At 59.8% G+C, this 19,687-nt stretch carries 16 protein-coding genes; 7 read left to right on the forward strand and 9 right to left on the reverse strand.

What is annotated here, in order from left to right:
* Window positions 1-105: 105 nt before the first annotated feature.
* Window positions 106-1,023: a cysteine synthase A gene (gene cysK, locus HHJ17_RS09390; protein WP_296505604.1), complete on the forward strand. Its 918-nt coding sequence runs from the start codon at window positions 106-108 to the stop codon at window positions 1,021-1,023.
* Here the strand turns inward: cysK and HHJ17_RS09395 are convergent.
* Entirely contained in the window at window positions 1,012-3,336 is a 2,325-nt protein-coding gene (locus HHJ17_RS09395; RefSeq protein WP_296505605.1) for a GGDEF domain-containing phosphodiesterase, read from the reverse strand. The genes cysK and HHJ17_RS09395 overlap by 12 nt on opposite strands.
* Window positions 3,337-3,462: 126 nt before the next feature.
* On the opposite strand from HHJ17_RS09395, the gene HHJ17_RS09400 reads away from it, so the two are divergent.
* Window positions 3,463-5,175, forward strand: a complete 1,713-nt coding sequence (locus HHJ17_RS09400) for an NAD(P)/FAD-dependent oxidoreductase (RefSeq protein WP_296500994.1) — start codon at window positions 3,463-3,465, stop codon at window positions 5,173-5,175.
* On the opposite strand, the gene HHJ17_RS09405 is transcribed toward HHJ17_RS09400, so the two are convergent.
* Window positions 5,159-5,788: a LysE family transporter gene (locus tag HHJ17_RS09405; RefSeq protein ID WP_296500993.1), complete on the reverse strand. Its 630-nt coding sequence runs from the start codon at window positions 5,786-5,788 to the stop codon at window positions 5,159-5,161. The genes HHJ17_RS09400 and HHJ17_RS09405 overlap by 17 nt on opposite strands.
* A gap of 201 nt (window positions 5,789-5,989) precedes the next feature.
* Between HHJ17_RS09405 and HHJ17_RS09410 the strand changes: the two genes are divergently transcribed.
* Window positions 5,990-6,400 carry a hemerythrin domain-containing protein gene (locus tag HHJ17_RS09410; protein WP_296500990.1) on the forward strand — a complete coding sequence of 137 codons (411 nt, stop codon included), beginning with the start codon at window positions 5,990-5,992 and terminating at the stop codon, window positions 6,398-6,400.
* Window positions 6,401-6,427: 27 nt separating this feature from the next.
* On the opposite strand, the gene htpX is transcribed toward HHJ17_RS09410, so the two are convergent.
* The 5 genes from htpX to HHJ17_RS09435 form a co-directional block, all read right to left on the reverse strand.
* The gene (gene htpX / locus HHJ17_RS09415; RefSeq protein ID WP_296500987.1) at window positions 6,428-7,303 is read right to left on the reverse strand and encodes a protease HtpX; all 876 of its coding nucleotides are present in this window, start codon (window positions 7,301-7,303) and stop codon (window positions 6,428-6,430) included.
* A gap of 121 nt (window positions 7,304-7,424) precedes the next feature.
* Window positions 7,425-8,204, reverse strand: coding sequence for a DUF3025 domain-containing protein (locus HHJ17_RS09420; RefSeq protein ID WP_296500984.1), 780 nt, complete (start codon window positions 8,202-8,204; stop codon window positions 7,425-7,427).
* A complete protein-coding gene (locus tag HHJ17_RS09425) occupies window positions 8,201-9,103 on the reverse strand; it encodes an NYN domain-containing protein (protein ID WP_296500980.1) in 903 nt (300 codons plus the stop codon). Before HHJ17_RS09425 ends, HHJ17_RS09420 begins: the two co-directional genes overlap by 4 nt.
* A 46-nt stretch (window positions 9,104-9,149) precedes the next feature.
* Entirely contained in the window at window positions 9,150-10,184 is a 1,035-nt protein-coding gene (gene pyrC, locus HHJ17_RS09430; protein WP_296500979.1) for a dihydroorotase, read from the reverse strand.
* Window positions 10,185-10,224: 40 nt separating this feature from the next.
* Complete coding sequence (locus HHJ17_RS09435; protein WP_296505606.1) at window positions 10,225-11,199, reverse strand: LysR substrate-binding domain-containing protein; 975 nt, start codon at window positions 11,197-11,199, stop codon at window positions 10,225-10,227.
* A 121-nt stretch (window positions 11,200-11,320) separates the two neighbouring features.
* Here HHJ17_RS09435 and HHJ17_RS09440 point away from each other — a divergent pair, with 121 nt between their 5' ends.
* Window positions 11,321-13,582, forward strand: coding sequence for a penicillin-binding protein 1A (locus tag HHJ17_RS09440; protein WP_296500974.1), 2,262 nt, complete (start codon window positions 11,321-11,323; stop codon window positions 13,580-13,582).
* A 109-nt stretch (window positions 13,583-13,691) separates the two neighbouring features.
* Here the strand turns inward: HHJ17_RS09440 and HHJ17_RS09445 are convergent, their stop codons facing one another.
* Window positions 13,692-16,097: a diguanylate cyclase gene (locus HHJ17_RS09445; protein WP_296500973.1), complete on the reverse strand. Its 2,406-nt coding sequence runs from the start codon at window positions 16,095-16,097 to the stop codon at window positions 13,692-13,694.
* A gap of 422 nt (window positions 16,098-16,519) precedes the next feature.
* Here HHJ17_RS09445 and HHJ17_RS09450 point away from each other — a divergent pair, with 422 nt between their 5' ends.
* The gene (locus HHJ17_RS09450) at window positions 16,520-17,332 is read left to right on the forward strand and encodes a 5'-3' exonuclease H3TH domain-containing protein (RefSeq protein WP_296500971.1); all 813 of its coding nucleotides are present in this window, start codon (window positions 16,520-16,522) and stop codon (window positions 17,330-17,332) included.
* Window positions 17,329-18,129 carry a hypothetical protein gene (locus HHJ17_RS09455; RefSeq protein ID WP_296500969.1) on the forward strand — a complete coding sequence of 267 codons (801 nt, stop codon included), beginning with the start codon at window positions 17,329-17,331 and terminating at the stop codon, window positions 18,127-18,129. Before HHJ17_RS09450 ends, HHJ17_RS09455 begins: the two co-directional genes overlap by 4 nt.
* A gap of 310 nt (window positions 18,130-18,439) precedes the next feature.
* On the opposite strand, the gene HHJ17_RS09460 is transcribed toward HHJ17_RS09455, so the two are convergent.
* On the reverse strand, window positions 18,440-18,847 hold the full coding sequence (locus tag HHJ17_RS09460) for a RidA family protein (RefSeq protein WP_296500966.1): 408 nt from the start codon (window positions 18,845-18,847) through the stop codon (window positions 18,440-18,442).
* A 69-nt stretch (window positions 18,848-18,916) separates the two neighbouring features.
* On the opposite strand from HHJ17_RS09460, the gene HHJ17_RS09465 reads away from it, so the two are divergent.
* Window positions 18,917-19,489, forward strand: coding sequence for a TetR family transcriptional regulator (locus HHJ17_RS09465; RefSeq protein ID WP_296500964.1), 573 nt, complete (start codon window positions 18,917-18,919; stop codon window positions 19,487-19,489).
* Window positions 19,490-19,687: the final 198 nt, after the last annotated feature.

The following is a 19,687-nucleotide window of genomic DNA, read 5'->3' on the forward strand; positions in this document are numbered from 1 at the left end:
CTCATTATCGCGGCTATCCATATCGATATATCAAATTATGTTGATGAAGTCGTAGAGAATGATGTGGAGATCAGCCAGCCACACCACCCCAACAAGGAGCCGCACATGAAAGCCGACAACATCCTGCAAACCATTGGCAACACGCCTCACGTCCGCATCAACCGCCTGTTTGGCCCGGGCCACAACGTGTGGATCAAGTCCGAGCGCAGCAATCCTGGCGGCTCTATCAAAGACCGTATTGCCTTGGCCATGGTCGAAGCGGCGGAGCAAAGCGGCGAACTCAAACCCGGCGCCACCATCATTGAGCCGACTTCCGGCAACACCGGCGTCGGCCTGGCCATGGTGGCGGCCGTCAAAGGCTACAAACTGATTCTGGTCATGCCCGACAGCATGTCGGTGGAACGTCGCCGCCTGATGCTGGCCTATGGCGCCAGCTTTGATTTGACGCCGCGTGAAAAAGGCATGAAAGGCTCGATTGCCCGCGCCATGGAGTTGGTGGCGGCCACGCCCAACGCCTGGATGCCCCAGCAGTTTGAAAACCCCGCCAACATTGACGCCCACGCGCGCACCACGGCGCTGGAGATTCTGGCGGACTTCCCCGATGGCGTCGATGCGCTGATCACCGGCGTCGGCACCGGCGGTCACCTGACAGGCTGTGCCCAGGTCCTCAAAGCCCAATGGCCCCAGCTGAAGGTGTACGCGGTTGAGCCCACCGGTTCTCCCGTTATTTCAGGCGGCACGCCTGCGCCGCATCCGATTCAGGGCATTGGCGCCGGCTTTATCCCCAAAAATCTGAACATGGCCTTGCTCGATGGCGTCATTCTGGTCGATGCCGAACCAGCGCGGGAGATGGCGCGGCGCTGTGCCCGCGAAGAAGGCATTCTGGTGGGCATCTCCAGTGGCGCCACCCTGGCCGCCATTGCGCAAAAACTGCCTGACCTGCCCGCTGGTGCCACCGTGCTGGGCTTCAACTACGACACCGGTGAGCGTTACCTGTCGATCGAAGGTTTTTTACCGGCCTAAAACCGGCGTCAAGCCCGCCTGCTCGCGCGCCAGCAGGAGCGCGAACTCATGCGCGGGCACCGGTTTGCTGTAGAGATACCCCTGTATTTCATCGCACTGGTGTGTCCGTAAAAAGTCGAGTTGCGCCTGGGTTTCCACACCCTCCGCAATGGTCCGGAACCCCAGCCCCTTGGCCAAACCGATGATGGCGGTGACGATGGCGGCGTCATCCGGATCGGAACGGAGATCGCGGATGAACGACTGGTCGATCTTGAGCTTGTCGATTTTGAATCGTTTCAAATAACTGAGCGAAGAATAGCCAGTGCCAAAATCATCGATGGACAGCCCGATGCCCAACGAATGCAAGCGCGCCACCATGTCGATGGTGAAAGAGGAATCGTCCATGGCAATGCTTTCCGTGAGCTCCAGCTCAACCATGGACGGATCGAGTCCGCTCACGCGCATCGCATCAATGACGGAATCGCACAGGGACGCATTCTTGAATTGCACCACGGACAGATTGATGGCCACCGGCACAATGGGCAAGCCGGCGGCTTGCCAGTCCGCATTCTGCTGCACGGCGGTATACAAAACCCAGGTGCCGATGTCCCGAATCTGGCCACTTTCTTCGGCCACGGGAATGAACCGCGCCGGCGACACAAGGCCCCACTCCGGATGCTGCCAACGCACCAGCGCTTCCACACCCACAATTTTCAAACTGCGGGCATCCACTTGTGCCTGGTAATAAAGCAGCAACTCCTTATTTTCGAGGGCACGGCGCAAATCATTCTCGATGCGCAAGACCTCGTTCGCCCGTTCATGCATCTGCTGCTCAAAAAACTGAAAGTTGCTGCGGCCATTCTGCTTGGCCCGGAACAGCGCCGCGTCCGCGCACTGTGACAACCGGGCCAAGTCGCGGCCATTGTCCGGAAACAGGGCGATTCCGATGCTGGCGGTCAGGCTCAAGCGCTGACCATCGATCACAAAAGGCTCGGCAATGGTGGCCAGCGTCCTTTGCGCCACGTGGGCCGCGCCCTGGTAGTCGGTGTTGGGCAGCAAGAGAATGAACTCGTCCCCGCCCGGACGGCAAATGGTGTCATCCGGGTGCAGGTGCGTGGTGAAACGCGTGGCAAGCTCCTGCAGTAGGCGGTCGCCAACCGCGTGGCCCAATGAGTCGTTGATGTTTTTGAAGCGATCCAGATCGACATACATCAAGGCCACCGTGGCATGCGCCCGCTGCGCCGCCGCCAGCGCCACCCGAGCCCGATCGTGCAGCAAGATGCGGTTGGGCAGCTGGGTCAGCGCGTCGTAATTGGACAAAAAACGGATTTTCTCTTCCGCATCCTTGCGACTGGAGAGGTCCGTCAGGATGCCAATGTGTTGTGTGATCTGCCCCGCCGGATTGCGGATCGCACTGATGGACAGCCACTCCGGGTAAATATCCCCATTCTTGCGGCGATTCCAGACTTCGCCCTGCCAGTGGCCCTCCGATTGAAGGGTGCGCCACATCACCTCATAAAAAGCCTTGTCTTGTCGCCCGGAGGCGAGCAGACGTGGATTACGCCCCAGGACCTCGTCCTTGGTGTAACCGGTGACTTCCGTGAAAGCCCGATTGACCGACAGCAGATGGTTGTCGGCATCCGTGATAACGATGCCTTCCTGGCTTGATTCAAACACCTGGGCATTCAACCGCAACTGCTCCTCCGCCTGCTTGCGGTCCGTGACATCCAGCCAGGCGCCCACAGCGCCGGTAACGAGACCGGACTGATTGTGGGTAAGCACCAGTTGGTCATAAATCCAGCGATAGGCGCCATCCGCATGCAAAAACCGGTATTCATGCTGCAGCGCACCAGCATCGTGCAAATTCTGCTGGGCTTGCATGACCGTCAGCCGATCATCCGGGTGCACCCGCTCGAGCCACAGGCCGGGGGAGGCCAGCCACTGCGCGGGCGTGTAACCGGTGGTTTGCGCCACATTGGAACTGGCAAAGTCCACGACAAACCCGCCTTTTGCCTGCGGGTCGGCCGCCAATGAATAAATCACCGCCGGATTGACCGCCAGGATGTGCGCCAGGCGCTCGGCCTCCTGTTTGATCTTGGCGGTCAGGTTACCGCGCGCCATCGCATCGCGTCGGATCAAGAAGTACAGCGCCACGGACGTGACGAGAACAAAAAAGCTGCCCTTGGTCGATTGGAGCCAGCTCATTCTTTCGGGCGACTGGAAAAGACCTGCCAGGACGCGATCAGAGAGCCATATCCAGGCGCTGGCAAAGATGGCGTACAGCAGGCTGATGCGCAGCGCGGCGTTGGGGCTGGACCATTGAGGAAGGCTCATGAAAGTCATTCTCAAAAAACGTATTAAAAAATTACAGTCATTCCGGGATGTTTGACACAAAGGGCTGGACAAAGGTCACCGCGTATCATAGTAGCCCTCTGCTTGATCAACACAAGCCACACTGACATGATCCGCCTGACCGAACTCAAACTACCCCTGGAACACGCGGCCACCGCCCTGCCCGCGCTGATTGCAAAGACACTGGGCGTGATGCCTGATGACCTGCGCGAATTCACCATTTTCAAACGCAGCTTTGATGCGCGCAAAGCCGAGCTAATGCAGGTCTACATCGTGGATGTCGAGATCGACTCCACGCTGGAAGCCGCCTTGCTGGCCAGGTTTGTGGACCACTTGCACATCTTTGCCACACCCGACATGCGCTACCAGCCGGTTGGGCAAGCCCCGGCCGACTTGCCACTGCGTCCGGTGGTGGTGGGCTTTGGTCCGTGTGGCATTTTTGCCGCGCTGGTGCTGGCGCAAATGGGCTTCAAACCGATCGTGCTGGAGCGCGGCAAAAAAGTACGCGAACGCACGCAGGACACCTGGGGCCTGTGGCGCAAGCATGTGCTCAACCCCGAGTCCAATGTGCAGTTTGGCGAAGGCGGCGCCGGCACGTTCTCGGACGGCAAGCTCTACAGCCAGATCAAGGACCCGCGCTTTCTCGGCCGCAAGGTCATGGACGAGTTCGTCAAAGCCGGTGCACCACCGGAGATTCTGGTCGACGCCCACCCGCATATCGGCACCTTCAAGCTGGTGAAAGTGGTGGAGAACCTGCGCGAACAGATCATCGCGCTGGGCGGTGAAATCCGCTTTCAGCAGCGCGTCACCGATGTACTGATTGAAGGCAAGTCGGATGAACGGCAAGTGCGCGGCCTGACCGTGCTGGACCAAGCCGGCGGCCAATCCTACGAACTGGAATGCAACCAGGTGGTGCTGGCGCTCGGCCACAGTTCACGCGACACCTGCACCATGCTGTACCAGCGCGGCGTGGCCATGGAAGCCAAGCCGTTCGCCATCGGATTTCGCATCGAGCACCCGCAAAGCGTGATTGACCGCGCCCGCTGGGGCCGCCATGCCGGCCATCCGAGTCTCGGCGCCGCCGACTACAAACTGGTGCACCACGCCAACAACGGCCGCTCGGTCTACAGCTTTTGCATGTGCCCCGGCGGCACCGTGGTGGCCGCCACCTCGGAGCCCGGTCGCGTGGTGACCAATGGCATGAGCCAGTACTCGCGCAACGAGCGCAATGCCAATGCGGGCATCGTGGTCGGCATTGACCCGAGCGATTACCCGACTGACGAAGCGGCTTTCCATGCCACCCTGGGCGAGCATGTACAGGCGCAACCGGCACCGGGGACCGCGCACCATCCGCTGGCCGGTATCGTGCTGCAACGCCAGCTGGAATCGAATGCCTATGTCATGGGTGGCTCCGACTACAACGCCCCCGGGCAACTGGTCGGCGACTTCGTGACGGGCAAGGCCTCGACCCAACTCGGTGGCGTGGAGCCGTCCTACAAACCCGGCGTCACGCTGGGCAACTTGCACACGGCCCTGCCCACCTACGCCATTGAAGCCATCCGCGAAGCGCTGCCCGCCTTTGCCCGCAAGATCAAGGGCTTTGACATGCCGGACGCGGTATTGACCGGGGTGGAAACCCGCACTTCATCGCCTTTGAAAATCCCGCGCGGTGACGATTTTCAGAGCATCAACACCAAGGGCGTCTACCCCGCTGGTGAGGGCGCCAGCTACGCCGGGGGCATTTTGTCGGCCGGGGTCGATGGCATCAAGGTCGCGGAGGCGGTGGCGCGGCGCTTGTTGGGATTCAGTCCGCGCGCTTGAACAGGGCGAGCAGTGAACCGGCCACCACAAAAAGTCCGCCAAAGGTGCGGTTCATGGCGCGGATATGGGCGGGCGATTTCAACGTTCCCAGCACCCGCGCGGCCAACACGGTATAGCCGGCCATCACCACCAGGTCGGTGAAACCCAACGTGGCGGCAATGATCAGGTACTGCGGCAGCAGCGGCTGCGCCAGGTTCATGAACTGGGGCACCACCGCCAGCAAAAACACAGTGCCTTTCGGGTTGACGGCATTGATCATCACGGCCCGCAGCACCATCGAGCGGCGGGTGACGAGCGCGCCCTCATCGGTCTTGGTCACCATCGGCGTAGCAGGTGCGCGCCATTGCGCAATGCCCAGCCACACCAGATAGGCCACCCCCAGCCATTTGACGACCAAAAAAGCCGTACTGGAAGTGGCCACCAGCGCCCCCAGCCCCAAGCTGACCACAATCACCTGCAGCCAGATGCCCAGAATCAAACCGAAGGTCGTGAAGTAGCCGCGCCGAAAACCGTGATTCAACCCGGCACTCATGGCCGCCACCGCACCGGCGCCCGGCGAAATGCTGATCGCCCAGGAGGCGGCAAAAAAGGCGAGCCAGGTCGAAAGTTCCATGATGAATACCGGTTGCGGAGAATCTGCGGTTTTAACACAGCCAGCGCGCCGGCCAGATGAGAACACACAGGCACAACAAGCCTCAAATAAACATGCATTTAATTTACATGTTTTAATGGCGCCTTATCAAACAACGCTTTAAATCAACCGCCAGTCATGCTGGTTTTGATCTCCCACCGCTCCACTTCGAAAGGATTTTCCATGAACATCGATAAATTCAAAAACCAGCACGTTGACATCATCGAATGCATTGCGGCACTGAGAAAATCTGCCAAAGACGGAATCAGCAGCAATGCAGCAGAGATTGCCAGACTCATTGTGTCAATGAGTTCGACCATCAAATTGCACTTGGCCGTGGAGGATCAAGTCCTGTACCCCGCGCTGCGCAGCGGGAGCAACACCACCCTGGCAACGATGGGCAAGAAATTTCAAGAGGAGATGGATGCCATTGCGGCCGCATACATGGTGTTTGCGGGCCGCTGGAACCATGCGACCAAGGTCGCGAACGATCCCGAAGGATTCCGGTCAGACGCCAACACGGTGCTCAAAATATTGCATGCACGGATGCAGCAAGAAAACACCGTTTTTTATCCGGCGATTGAAGCGCTGTAAAGCCACTCTCACAAGATGATCTAGACCTCAGACCTGCGCGTTTTGCAGCGCGGCAATGCGCTCTTCAATCGGGGGGTGCGTGGAAAACAGCTGACCAATGCCACCCGCAATGCCAAACGCCGCCACACTCTTGGGCAGTTCACCGGAGTGCATGCCACCCAGGCGCGCCAAGGCGTTGATCATGGGTTGTTTGCGGCCCAGCAACTGGGCCGAGCCCGCATCGGCGCGGAATTCACGGTGGCGGGAGAACCACGCCACCACGATGGCGGCGGCAAAACCCAGCACGATGTCCAGCACGAATGTCGTGATCATGTAGCCAATGCCGGGGCCGCTGGAACGCTCGTCGCCTTTGCGCAAGAAGCTGTCAATGGCGTAGCCAATGACGCGGCTCAGGAACACGACAAAAGTGTTCATCACGCCCTGAATCAGGGTCATGGTGACCATGTCGCCATTGGCGACGTGGGCGATTTCGTGGCCGATGACGGCCTCGATCTCGTCATGCGTCATGCCCTGCAGCAAACCGGTGGAGACCGCCACCAATGCTGAATTTTTGAAGGCACCGGTGGCAAAGGCGTTCGGGTCGCCTTCAAAAATACCGACCTCGGGCATGCCGATGCCGGCTTTTTCAGACAGCTTGCGCACCGTCTCCACAATCCAGGCCTCGTCGGCGTTTTGCGGCTGGTTGATGATGCGCACGCCCGCGGTCCACTTGGCCATCGGTTTGCTGATCAGCAGCGAGATGATGGCGCCGCCAAATCCCATGATCAAAGCAAAGCCCAGCAACGAGCCCAGATCAAGGCCATTTGGGGTCAGGTACCGGTTCACGCCCAGCAAGCTGGCCACAATGCCGAGCACCGCCACCACCATCACGTTGGTCAGGACAAACAAAATAATGCGTTTCATGATTTCCTTCAAATACGGTTCAAATCAGCGAACCATTGACACGGATGTTAGGGGCGTGCGGTCCAAATACAAGGCCACAGGCCTCAAATGCCCACCGAGTTTACGGGCATTGCCCGGTCTGTCAGCCAGTGGCGGCGCCACCAGCTTTGGGCAAGCGAAACACACTGGCGTCGGCATAAAACGCCGCCTCTTCATTCGCGGCCCACCAGCCGGGCACGCCCAGCACCGGCAAGTGGGCAAACGGTTTGGCGGCCAGCTTTTCAGCACTCAGATCCGCCGCCACCCAGGCGTCCAAAATTGCTATTGAATTAATAGCACACTGCGCACGATAGACGTGGGCTGTGATCTGTTTTCTTGGGTAAACCAGCTTCTCCAGCAAAGCGTGACCGAACAGCAGCAAATGGGCCTCGCGCCACAGCGGGCGCAGCTCCACAAACAAGCGCTGCCAGTCTTTCGCCACCAAGGCGTCCCACAGTGCGTCCGGTGCTTGCAGGAAGGCGGAATTTTCGTCAAACACGGTCAAGCCGTCGCGCGCCGGACCCCGCACCGGCTGGATACCGGTTTCGGCAATTTGGGCGACGTGCAGCTGGTTCAAGCGCCGCTTGGTCAGGGGGAACTGCAGCCACGCCACGCCATTGAAAAAGTCGTGTAAGCCCTCGCGGGTCGGGCAGCAGTTGCTATCAAAAATATAGCTCTCATAAGCCTGGCCCGGTGGCAGGTCACTTTGCGGCACAAAACGCACCGGGCTGGCCAGGGGCGCCAGCGCCGCATTCAGGGCGCCCGCGCTGGAAACCCCCGCCGCGACCGCCGTCGCCACGCCCTGCCCGATTTGGGCATAAGGCGCCAGCCAGGGCGCGGCCCAGTCAATGGCGGCCAGATCGCTCGCAGCAGGCGGGCTCAAGCGAGGTCCTGCGGCGGGGTATAGGTCACCGTTCTGGGTTTTTCAGGCGGCAGCAGCGCAAAGTGCTGCGGAAATTTCTTGAGCACCTTGGTTGAGGTCAGGTTTTTGCCCCGCAGTTTGGCGTCCAGCAGCGCTTTGGCAACAACAGCCAGGGGCTGTGGCTGCCCGGACTGCAAGGCGGGCACGGCCTGCAAAATGGCCGCCACATCGACGGTGTGCGACGGGTTCGCCGCGCCGTCGGCCGTGACCGTTGCAGGCGCGTTCTCATTCGCCACCGTTTTGCGGACAGGCGTTTTTTTAACCGTTGGCGTTCTGGTCACCACTTTTTTAGCGACGACCTTTTTGACCGGCGTTTTAGCCGCCGGGGCTTTGACCGCAGGGACCTTTTTCGCCGCTGTTTTCCGGGCCACGCCACGCCGCCCCACGGGCGCCTCCAGCACGGGCGCAAGAGGCGTACCGGCCAACTGGGCTTCATGCAGCGCCTGCTCCGGCCCGACCAGGATCACGCGGTCATAGGCGGAAACGGCTTCGCGGCCCATCTTGCCGCGCTCCGACACGCACACCATGCGGATGCCGCGTTCACGCAGCCGCACCACCAACGGCACGAAGTCGGCGTCGCCCGAGCCAATGACCACCAGCTTGGGCGCCGGGGTTTGGCACGCAAACTCCATCGCATCCACGGCCAGGGCAATGTCGGTGGTGTTTTTTGTCAAGGAGAGGTTGACGAACGGGCGCACCGCCCACACCCGCAGCACGTCGGCCAAGCCCTTCAGGTTTTCGGCACTGCCGTAAGCCCGCCGCACCGGCATGACGCCTTCCGACTCTTCCAGCACGCGAAATGCTTCGTCGACCCAGGCGCTGGCGCTCAAGTTATCGGCATCGATCAAAAAGACGTTCATTTCAACTCCTTGTTGGCGTGCCACGCGGTAGGCGGACGGCTGGCTTTCAGCGAATCAATTTCCACGGCAGGGCTTCCCCCGAACGCAGGGGTTTCAGCGTCGCTTCGCCGAAGGCAAAGCTCTCCGGTGGCGTCCAGGCTTCGCGCTTCAGGGTGATGGTGCCGGTGTTGCGCGGCAGGCCATAAAAATCAGCGCCGTGGAAACTGGCAAAACCTTCCAGCTGGTCCAGCGCCCCCACCGCGTCAAAGGCTTCGGCGTACATCTCGATGGCGGCATGCGCGGTGTAGCAGCCGGCGCAACCGCTGGCATGCTCCTTGAGATGGGCCGGGTGCGGCGCGCTGTCGGTGCCGAGAAAGAACTTGCTGGAGCCGCTGGTGGCCGCGGCCACCAGCGCCAGGCGATGGGTCTCGCGCTTCAACACCGGCAAGCAGTAGTAATGCGGCCGGATACCGCCGGTGAAGATGGCATTGCGGTTGAACAGCAGATGGTGTGCGGTCAAAGTGGCGGCGGTGAAGCGGTCGGCCTCCTGCACATACTGCGCCGCCTCCCGGGTGGTGATGTGCTCAAACACAATTTTCAGTTCGGGGAAATCACGGCGCAACGGGATCAGCTGGGTGTCGATGAACACCGCCTCCCGGTCAAACAGGTCAATCTCCGGCGATGTCACCTCGCCATGCACCAGCAGCGGCATCCCAGCGCGCTGCATCGCTTCCAGCGTGGCGTAGGTCTTGCGCAGATCGGTGACACCGGCATCGCTGTTGGTGGTGGCGCCGGCTGGGTAGAGCTTGACGGCAACGATGCCGACGTCGCGGGCGCGCTGGATTTCATCGGCCGGCAACTTGTCGGTCAGGTAAAGCGTCATCAGCGGCTCAAACGCCACGCCTTCGGGCACGGCCGCCTGGATGCGCGCCTTGTACGCCAGCGCGGCCTCGGTCGTGGTGACGGGCGGGCGCAGGTTGGGCATGATGATGGCACGGCCAAACTGGGCGGCGGTGTGCGGCACCACCACGCGCAGCGCCTCGCCATCGCGCACATGCAAATGCCAGTCGTCGGGTTGGGTCAGTTGAATAGTTTGTGTCATGGCTGTATTGTCCCAAATGCTGTTTAATAGCGCCCCCGGCCTACAACACGGCCGACTGGGTCGCCAGATAATCCCACAGCGCCTGCGCGTTGCGCTTGGGCGCTGGCCCGGCGCTGCGGTTGGTGTGAATGCCTGTTTTGCCCGCTTCTTTGATGGAGGGCCGCTCCCGGTACGCCCGCACGTCCATGGTGATCTGCAGACCTTTCATTTCCGGCGGCAAGGCGCTCACCAGTTTTTTGGCGCGCAAATCCTTTTTGACGGCGCTGAAAGGCAAAAAGGCGATGCCATGCCCTTCCAGCGCCATTGCCTTCAGGCCTTCGGCCATGTCCGTTTCATACACGCGGTCAAAGTGGATGGCGGCGTCTGATTGTTTCAGGATCAACTCCACCATCTGCCCCAGATAGGCGCCGGGCGCGTAGCCGAGGTACGGCAGGGGATGACCGGCGCGCCCCGGCAGTTGAAACAGGGGCTTGCCATCGGCATCGGGCTTGACATAAGGCGCCATGACCTCTTCTCCCAGACTGACCATCTCGTAACGATCGGCATCCAGCTGGTAGGGCTGCGAGGGGTGGTGGTAGGCGATCAACAGATCGCAACTGCCCTCCACCAGCCGCATGACGGCATCGTGCACATTGAGCGCAATCAGGCGGCTTTTGATAGGGCCGAATTTTTCGCGCAGGGCCGAGACCCAGGCCGGAAAAAACGTGAATGCCAGCGTGTGCGGCACCGCAAACTCGATCACATCCTGCCCGGCGGCGGTGTGCCCGCGCAGCATGGCCCGCGTGCTTTGCAGCGCTTGCAACACCTCCAGCGACTGGGAATAAAGCGTCTCCCCGGCGGGCGTCAGCCGCGTCGGGTAGCTGCTGCGGTCCACCAGGTCGGTGCCGGCCCACGCCTCCAGCGACTGGATGCGCCGCGAGAACGCGGGCTGGGTGACGTGGCGCAACTGGGCCGAGCGGCTGAAACTGCGGGTTTCAGCGAGGGAGACAAAGTCTTCAAGCCATTTGGTTTCCATGGGCCGGAATTATGCGCGGATTGCATGAAAGACAGCGTTGATTGTGGTGAAGCGCTGGCGTGCGCGGGCATAAACGCCACAACGGTTAGAGTCGTGTTTTGAATTTGCTGGGCAAAACACAATGAAATGGATCCTTGGCCTCCTGGCCATGCTTGCTTTGGCCTGTGGCGTGGTACTCGCCTACGCTTTGTTCGTACTGGCGCCCGGTCTGCCCGCGCTGGATGCGGTGACCGACTACCAGCCCAAGATTCCGTTGCGCATCTACACCGCCGACAACGTCTTGATCGGTGAATTCGGCAAGGAGCGCCGGGACTTTGTTTCCATCCAGGAAACGCCCGCGCTCATGAAGAATGCCTTGTTATCAATTGAAGACTCGCGCTTTTACAGCCACGGCGGCGTGGACTTCATTGGGGTGACGCGGGCTGTCCTGTCGGACCTGACCGGCGGCGTGAACCAAGGGGCCTCCACCATCACGATGCAGGTGGCCCGGAACTTCTTTCTCACCCAGGAGCGCACGCTCTCGCGCAAGCTGAAAGAGGCCATGCTGGCCTACCGCATCGAATCGGCCTTGAGCAAGGACCAGATTCTGGAGCTGTACATGAACCAGATTTACCTGGGCCAACGCAGCTACGGTTTCTCCAGCGCCGCACGCAGCTATTTTGGCAAGTCGCTTCAAGACCTCAGCCTGGCCGAGGCGGCGATGCTGGCCGGTTTGCCGCAAAACCCGTCCCGACACAATCCCGTCGTCAATCCACAGCGGGCCAAGCAACGTCAACTGCTGGTGCTGAAAAGCATGCTCCGACTGGGCTACATCACGGAGACGCAATTGGCACAGGCCAGCAGTGAGCCACTGCGTGTTGGCGCCAGTCCAGCGCTTGAATCGCATGCGGCCTATGCCGCCGAGATGGTGCGGCAAAGCATCTTTGCGCAATACCAGGAAGCCGCTTACACCATGGGGCTGAAAGTGGTCACCACCATCACGCAGGCCGAGCAGGAAGCCGCCTACCAATCGGTGCGGCGCAACGTCATGGCCTACGACCAGCGCCATGGCTACCGTGGCCCCGAGGCGTTCATCGAATTACCCACGGACGATGATGCGCGGGAGAATGCGATGGATGACTTGCTGCAGCAACACCCGGCCAGCGACAACTTGCTGCCGGCCGTCCTCACCAGCGTTTCGGCCAAATTAGTCAAAGCCGAGTTGAGCAGCGGAGAGTCCATCCAGATCATGGGGGAAGGCTTGCGTTTCGCCGCACCCGCCCTACAAGCCAACGCCAACCGTGCTTTGAAGCTGCGCCCCGGCGCGCTGATCCGGGTCCTGCAAGGCAGCAAGAAAGACTGGTTCATCACGCAGTTGCCCGAGGTGGATGCGGCCTATGTGGCACTCGATGCGCAAACCGGGGCCTACCGCGCCTTGGTTGGCGGCTTTGATTTCACGCGCAAAAACTTCAACCATGTCACCAGCGCCTGGCGCCAACCCGGCTCGTCGATCAAGCCGTTTATTTACTCGGCGGCGCTGGAAAAAGGCTTTGCACCGGCCACCCTGATTAATGATGCGCTGCTACCCGCCAGCGACGACACGCAGCAATGGACCCCACACAATGATGACGACAAGTACGACGGTCCGATCACCATGCAGACCGCTTTGGCGCAATCCAAGAATGTGGTGTCGGTTCGGATTTTGCAAGCCATTGGTGCCAGCTATGGGCGTGATTTTTTACCCAAGTTTGGTTTTGACGGCAGCAAGCATCCGGTCAATCTCACGCTGGCCTTGGGCACCGGCTCGGTCACGCCGCTGCAGTTGGCCGCTGCCTATGGCGTGTTTGCTAACGGCGGTTACCAAGTCAACCCGTGGCTCATCCAACGCATCACCGATGCCCGTGGCCAGCTCCTGTTTGAAGCCAACAAACCGGCCCAGCCGCCCGAAGACTCGCGCGTGCTGGACAGCCGTAATGCCTTTGTCATGGACAGCATGCTGCGCGAAGTCACGCGCTCGGGCACCGGCGCCATGGCGACGCAAAAACTCGGCCGCCGCGACCTGGCGGGCAAGACCGGCACCACCAACGATGCCGTTGATGGCTGGTTTGCCGGTTATGCCAACAACATGGTGTCGGTCGCCTGGATGGGCTTTGACGAGCCCAAATCCCTGGGCAACCGCGAGTTTGGGGCCACCCTGGCCTTGCCGATCTGGATCGACAGCATGCGCCAGGCCTTGTCCGGCAAGGCAGAAGTGACGCGCAGCGTGCCAGAGAATGTGGTCAACGTGGACGGCACCTGGCGCTATGCCGAATTTGGCAACGGGGCCGGCGTGCAAACCCTGGGCCTGGACGAACAGCCGGTGAATGTACCGCCCATCGGGAACCCTGCGGGCCAGGGATATTGAGCGGACTCAGCACGTCAGTGCCGCGCCATATTGACATTTCGCAACGGAGCTCGTCGGGTATCCGGCATGCTGGATCAGTAATATCGTCCCAGGCAAGCCAGAGAAACCCCTACACGGTCAGGCAAACAGTCGAATCGTAAAACCGCACCAGATTGCGCCCGGCTTCTTTGGCTTGGTACATGGCCGTGTCTGCCCATTTGAGGATGTCGTCCGGGCTCATTTCAGAATTGATGAACAAGACCACACCGATGCTGGCCGTACATTGATGCTCGACCACGACCTCTCTCATAGCTTCATTGCGGATGGTCAGCCGGTAGGGGGCAGACAAGCTGCTGCGAATTTTCTCGGCGATGCTGGCGGCTTGTGACGTCGATTCCGTTTTATCCGAACTCAAATTGCTCAGCATCACCACAAACTCATCGCCACCGAAGCGCGCCACGGTGTCCATTTCGCGCACACAACTGCTCAACCGCCGCGCCGCCTCGATCAACAGCATATCGCCCGCCAGGTGGCCATGCGTGTCATTGAGCGACTTGAAGTTGTCCAGATCAAGCACCATCAAGGCGCCATAACAGGCACTGCGTTTGCTGGTCGCCATGGACTGTCGCAAGCGGTCGTTGAGCAGGCGCCGGTTTGGCAGTCTGGTGAGCGGGTCATAAAACGCCAGTTGCCGCACCTTGTCTTCCATCTGCTTGCGCTCGGTGATGTCAGAGAACAAGGCCACGTACTGCCGGACATGGCCCTGCTCATCGCGCACGGCGCTGATGGTTTGCATCTCGGCATACACCTCGCCCGTCTTGCGGCGGTTCCAGATTTCGCCGTACCAGTGACTTTTGTCGAGCAGCCCGGCCCACATCGCGGCGTAATACTCTTTATCCTGACGGCCCGAGCTCAAGATGCGTGGGTTGCGGCCCAGGACGTCGTCACGGCTGTAGCCGGTAATGCGACTGAAGGCCTCGTTGACATCAATGATGCTGCCGTCAGCGCTGGTGATCATGATGCCCTCGTGGGCATGGGTGAACACGCTGGCGTCGAGATTGAGTTTTTCTGCGGCTACTCGGCTCTCGGTGATGTCCGCAATCACGCCGATGAGGCCGCGCTCCTCCCCGTTGGCATCGTAGAAACGCTTGCCCGTCAGATGCCCCCAGAACTGGGTCTGGTCGGGGCGCCAATACATTCGATCCACATCCACCGAAGTGACTGAGCCATCCAGCAAGGCATGCATATTCTGGCGTCCACTCTCACGCTCGGCAGGCGGCAGCAAGGCAATGTAGTCACTCCCCTGCAAGGTGTCCAGAGAACATTGAAACAGGTCCGCCATACGCTTGTTGGCTTGCGTGATGCAGCCCGTCATATCAACCAAAAAAATGCCCACGCTGGACGTGTCCAGAATCTGCTTGAGCAAGGCCTCGCGCTGATTGAGCGTATTCAGCACCCGATTGAAGCCGCCGATCAGCTCGCCAATTTCATCTTGACTGGCGACCGGCAAAGGCTGCGCCGGCTGATTGGTTTCTGACAGGGTGGTCAGCGTTCTGGCGGCCGCCAGCATGGGGGAAAGTTGGCGTCGCAACATCCACGAGATCAACCACCAGGTCAGCCCTCCCGCCAGCACGCTCAGGAAAAGTGTGGCCAGCAGCATGCGTTGCTGCATGTCGCGAACCGGGGCAAAGACTTCTGCGGCATGCTGCACAAGCCCCATCGACCAGCCCGCCACCGGAATGCCTTTGACGGCCGTAAGTTCTTCAATGCCGCGGGAGCTGACGGAAACACCGTAGCCCTCATAACCCTGCATATAACGGTCCAACAAGGGATTCACGCCGGGCTCGGGGGTCGGTTGCATGTTGCGGCTCTTGTCGGTGGCCGTCACAAACAGCTTTTGCCGCGGCGCGATCAGGAGATAGCCGCCGGTCTTGCCGTAGCGACTGGCCATAATTTTGTCGAGGAAATTGGGTTTGGCCAGGTTGATCACGCCAAACAGGGCGCCGATCACCTGGCCCTGCGCATCGCGAATGGGTGCCGCCATGGCAAAAATCGGCGTCTGCAGCGTCTTGCCGATGACAACCCGACCGATGGTCGACTTACCGTCCTTGAGCGCGCCGACCAAGTAATCCCGGTCCAGATAATTGATGCCGATCCGGCCGAGCGAACGTGGCATATCGGCAATCACGGTGCCCTCGGTGCCGACGACGCTGATGCCACCGTTGAACAGCCCTTGAGAAATCAGGCGGGGTTCCAGGTGGGCTTGCAGGGCCGCCACATGACCCAGCAGGGCCGGGGTAATTTCTTCCGCAATCACTTCCAGCGCCCTGAGTCGTTCGTCCAATTCGGTGTTGACCTGCTCGGAGGCCAAAGAAACCGTCGAGAACTGCTGCTCGCCTAACAAGCGCTCCATATCCTGACGCAACATCCGGCTGGCATAGAACGACAGCGACCAGATGCCAATCAGGAAAACAACCAGTGTTAGAAGAGTTACCCGGGTCTTGAGCGACCGCCAGTTAAAGAAGTTGAAACGCATGCCAATCCAAACGCAATCGATGATTTTTATTTTTGCATCCGGGATGCTTTATTGACCCTTCGCGGACCCAGGTTGCAGTCTGTTAAAGATGGACTTTGGGAGCCCGCAATCGGCCTGAATTAACTCTACCACTTTCAGCGTTAAGCGCCAGACGGCGGCAGAAATAAACACCCCAAAAATCACGCCAAACGCTGCTGCAGCGCCCACATTGATGCATAGCACCCATTGGCCGCCAGCAGTTCGGACTGGATGGCGCGCTCGTTGACGAAATCGAGCGCCGAGATGATTTCGTCGAAGTTCAGAAACGGCGGGGTTTAGGCATGATGTCAATGGCTTACGATGGCCGCTGACGCCCCTGCGCGGAATGAGCAACGGGATAATCCACGTCTCTATGGGAAATTTCAAACAGCCGTGATCACAAAATGTCTCTCCTAATTATTGATGCGCTGAACATCATCAGGCGTATTCACGAAGCCATTCCCGAGCCCGACAGCGAGGAGAAGGTAGCGGACACCATCAAATCAAGCCTGAGCTCGTTCAAGCGCGCACTCAAAACCCACAGGCCGACCCACGCGGTTGCGGTTTTTGACCATGGGGGTCGCACCTGGAAACATGAGCTCTATGAAGCCTATCAAGCCCACCGCAAGCCCATGCCGCAACCCTTGCGAGCTGGCCTGCTGACCCTCAAGCATGAATTGCAAGGTATGGGCTTGCCCTGGATTTCAATTGAGGGCATCGAAGCGGACGATGCCATCGCCGCGCTGGTCGAAAAATGGTGCATCACCAGGTCGGAGCGCGCCATTATTTTGTCGACCGACAAGGACTTTTTGCAGTTGCTCAATGACCAGGTCTGTATTTACGACCACTTCAAAGACGTTTGGCGCGACGCCGCTTATGTGCAGGAAAAATTTGGTGTCACGCCATCGCAGATGGGCGATCTGCTGGCCCTCATGGGCGATGCGGTGGATGGCGTCCCCGGTGTGGACAAGATCGGCTGCAAAACTGCCGCCATGCTGCTGCGAATCAATGGCAATCTTGACCGACTGATCTCCAACGCCGACAAGGTCGCGGGCCAGGTTGGCGTGAATTTGCGCAAGGGCATTGATATCGCCCGGCTGTCCAGAGAACTGGTTTCATTCAAGACTGACAGGCCGCTGGGGCTGACCTGGAAGATGCTGGTGCAGGCTCAAGTACCCCCACTTCCTACTCACACCCTGACCGAGACTTTGCCATGAGCACACTGCCAGCGGAGTTGGACCGCCTCTATCTTGCTCACGAGCCAAACCTCCAAACCCCACCCGGTACCGAGCCCAGCCTGATGGCGCCCGATGGGAGCGTACGCGCCCTGGTGCTGGAACTGGCCCGACCCGCCGACTGGACCCTGCTGTCGACTATTTGGCGCGGGGTGCAGACGGATCTGGAGCTGCCCGCGCCGGCAATCGCCGTCTCTGGCAATGACGCTTACCAACTGTGGTTTTCACTCGCAGAGCCCGCCTCCGTCGCGCAAGCGAGGGCATTTCTTGAATTTTTACGTTTGCGCTATTTGAGCGGGGTGGCACCCAACCGCCTTGTGCTGCGGCCTGCTGCTGACGCGGCCAGCCCCGGCGAAATCCAGCACGCCCGGTTGGTGCCCGCCCTGCAACCCGCCACGGGCCAATGGTCCGCGTTTGTGACGCCGGACCTGGCCGCCATCTTTGCGGAAGAACCCTGGCTCGACCTGCCCCCCAACCCCGATGCGCAGGCGAACGTCCTGGCGCGCCTTGAATCCATCAAGCCCGCTGTTTTTCAGGCCATCCTGAAACGGCTGAGCCCCGTGGTCAGGATGGAGACCTCGCCCATGAATGCCGTGGCTGACGAGACGCAGGGCCGCCATGCCCATCAGGAAGCCCAAGCATCCGCATCACCGGGGAACAGTCGCGACCCCAAAGGCTTTTTGCTCGGCGTGATGAACGACCCGACGATTGACCTTCTTCTGCGGATCGAGGCGGCGAAAGCACTTTTGCCTTATTTCGAGGGGCGGGTCGACAGCTGAGCGGGCTGAAGTTCGGCAGTTCATCTAATTGATTCCTTGCAGACTATGGCTGTCTATCTCAGCCGATCGACATGGTGTTGAAGACGATTACCGGCTTGAGATCCAAAGCGGCTGTACAGCTTTCCAATCTATTCGCTCCAAAGCCGCCATTCAGTTAGGGTTAGGCCACTGATATGCAGCAACGTGGCGTCGATTCCGCGAATCAACGTACTCGTCATAGAACATGAGCAGACGTTGGCTCGAACCTTGATCACCTACCCAACAGCAGGCCTTGCCGCGCACAGGCGAGGCAGCCGACCACTCGCGGGGACTAACCCGGCAGGCGGACTGTCAGCTCCAGCTCCACTTGCAGCTCAGGCGCAGCCAATGCTGCGACGCCCACACCGGTAATGCAGGGCTGTGCACCATTGAACATCTCCAGCAAGGGCGGAAAGATCTGGTCCAGTCTGGCGGGCGTCAAATCGGTCATGAAGCAACGTGCAATGACGATGTCCTCGGGGCTTGCGCCTAGGGCACCCAGAGCGGCCTTTGCATTGGTGACCACGATCTTCATTTGCGCAACCAGATCGGCGGGCACGGGTTCGCCGTTAGGTCGCCAGGCCACTTGTCCGGAGATATAAGCCATGCGGCCCGGTTCGACGATGGATATTTGCGAGTACCCCATCTCTGCGGCATTGGGCAAAGTGGAAGGATTCATGCGAACGATGGCTTGTGTCATAGATAATCCTAAGAAAGTTGTGGAAAATAATTTAAGTGAAGTGCATAACTCTACATATGAAGAGAAAAGATGTCAACAAACAAAGCTGATCGAAGGGAAACCATCCTTGGGGGGGTGATTGAGCTGCTCGCCACACGCGGTATGGAAGGCGTGACGCACCGTGCGGTCGATGAGCTTGTGGGTCTGCCGCAGGGTTCAACGACTTACTACTTTCCCAAAAAGACATCGCTCCTTGTTGCCGCGTCGCAGTACCTCGCAGCGCTGCTGGAAAGGGAGTGTGATGAACTGCAGGTGGGCTTTGCGGACAAGGCGGCAACACAGGGGTTGGAGGCCGCCATTGCTTACGTGGCCGATGAGCTGGTGGCCTATGCGGACGACGAAAGACATCTGTTTCTTGCGCGGGTGGAGCTGACCTTGGCATCTGCCCGCCGCGAGGACCTGGCAGGCGTGGGTGAACAATTGACCTCTGCCGCGCGCCGGCCAATCGAGTTCTTCGTCAAGCTGATCTCCAACGGACAGGCCAACGTACCGATCGAAACCTGTGCCGGTTTGATTGATGGCATTACTTTGATGTACGCCACCGGCCAGGCCCCCAAGCCAACGACCGATCAAGTATCTGCCGTACTACGAGCCATTCTGTGAGTACAGGTCGTACGTTTGGCTATACGTCCGCCATGGGCACGTTGCCGCACGCAACGAACTGCCCCTGACAGGAGACGGACTGGACAACCGGAAAGGTGCCTGTCGCGAACATCTCTTTACGCTGCAAACCCGACCATCACGGGGATGGAAATCCTCACTCCCAATCCACTATCATTTAAATAGCTGCTTACGCATACT

It is taken from the genome of Rhodoferax sp. (assembly GCF_012927445.1).
In the GTDB taxonomy this organism is placed as follows: Bacteria; Pseudomonadota; Gammaproteobacteria; order Burkholderiales; family Burkholderiaceae_C; genus Rhodoferax.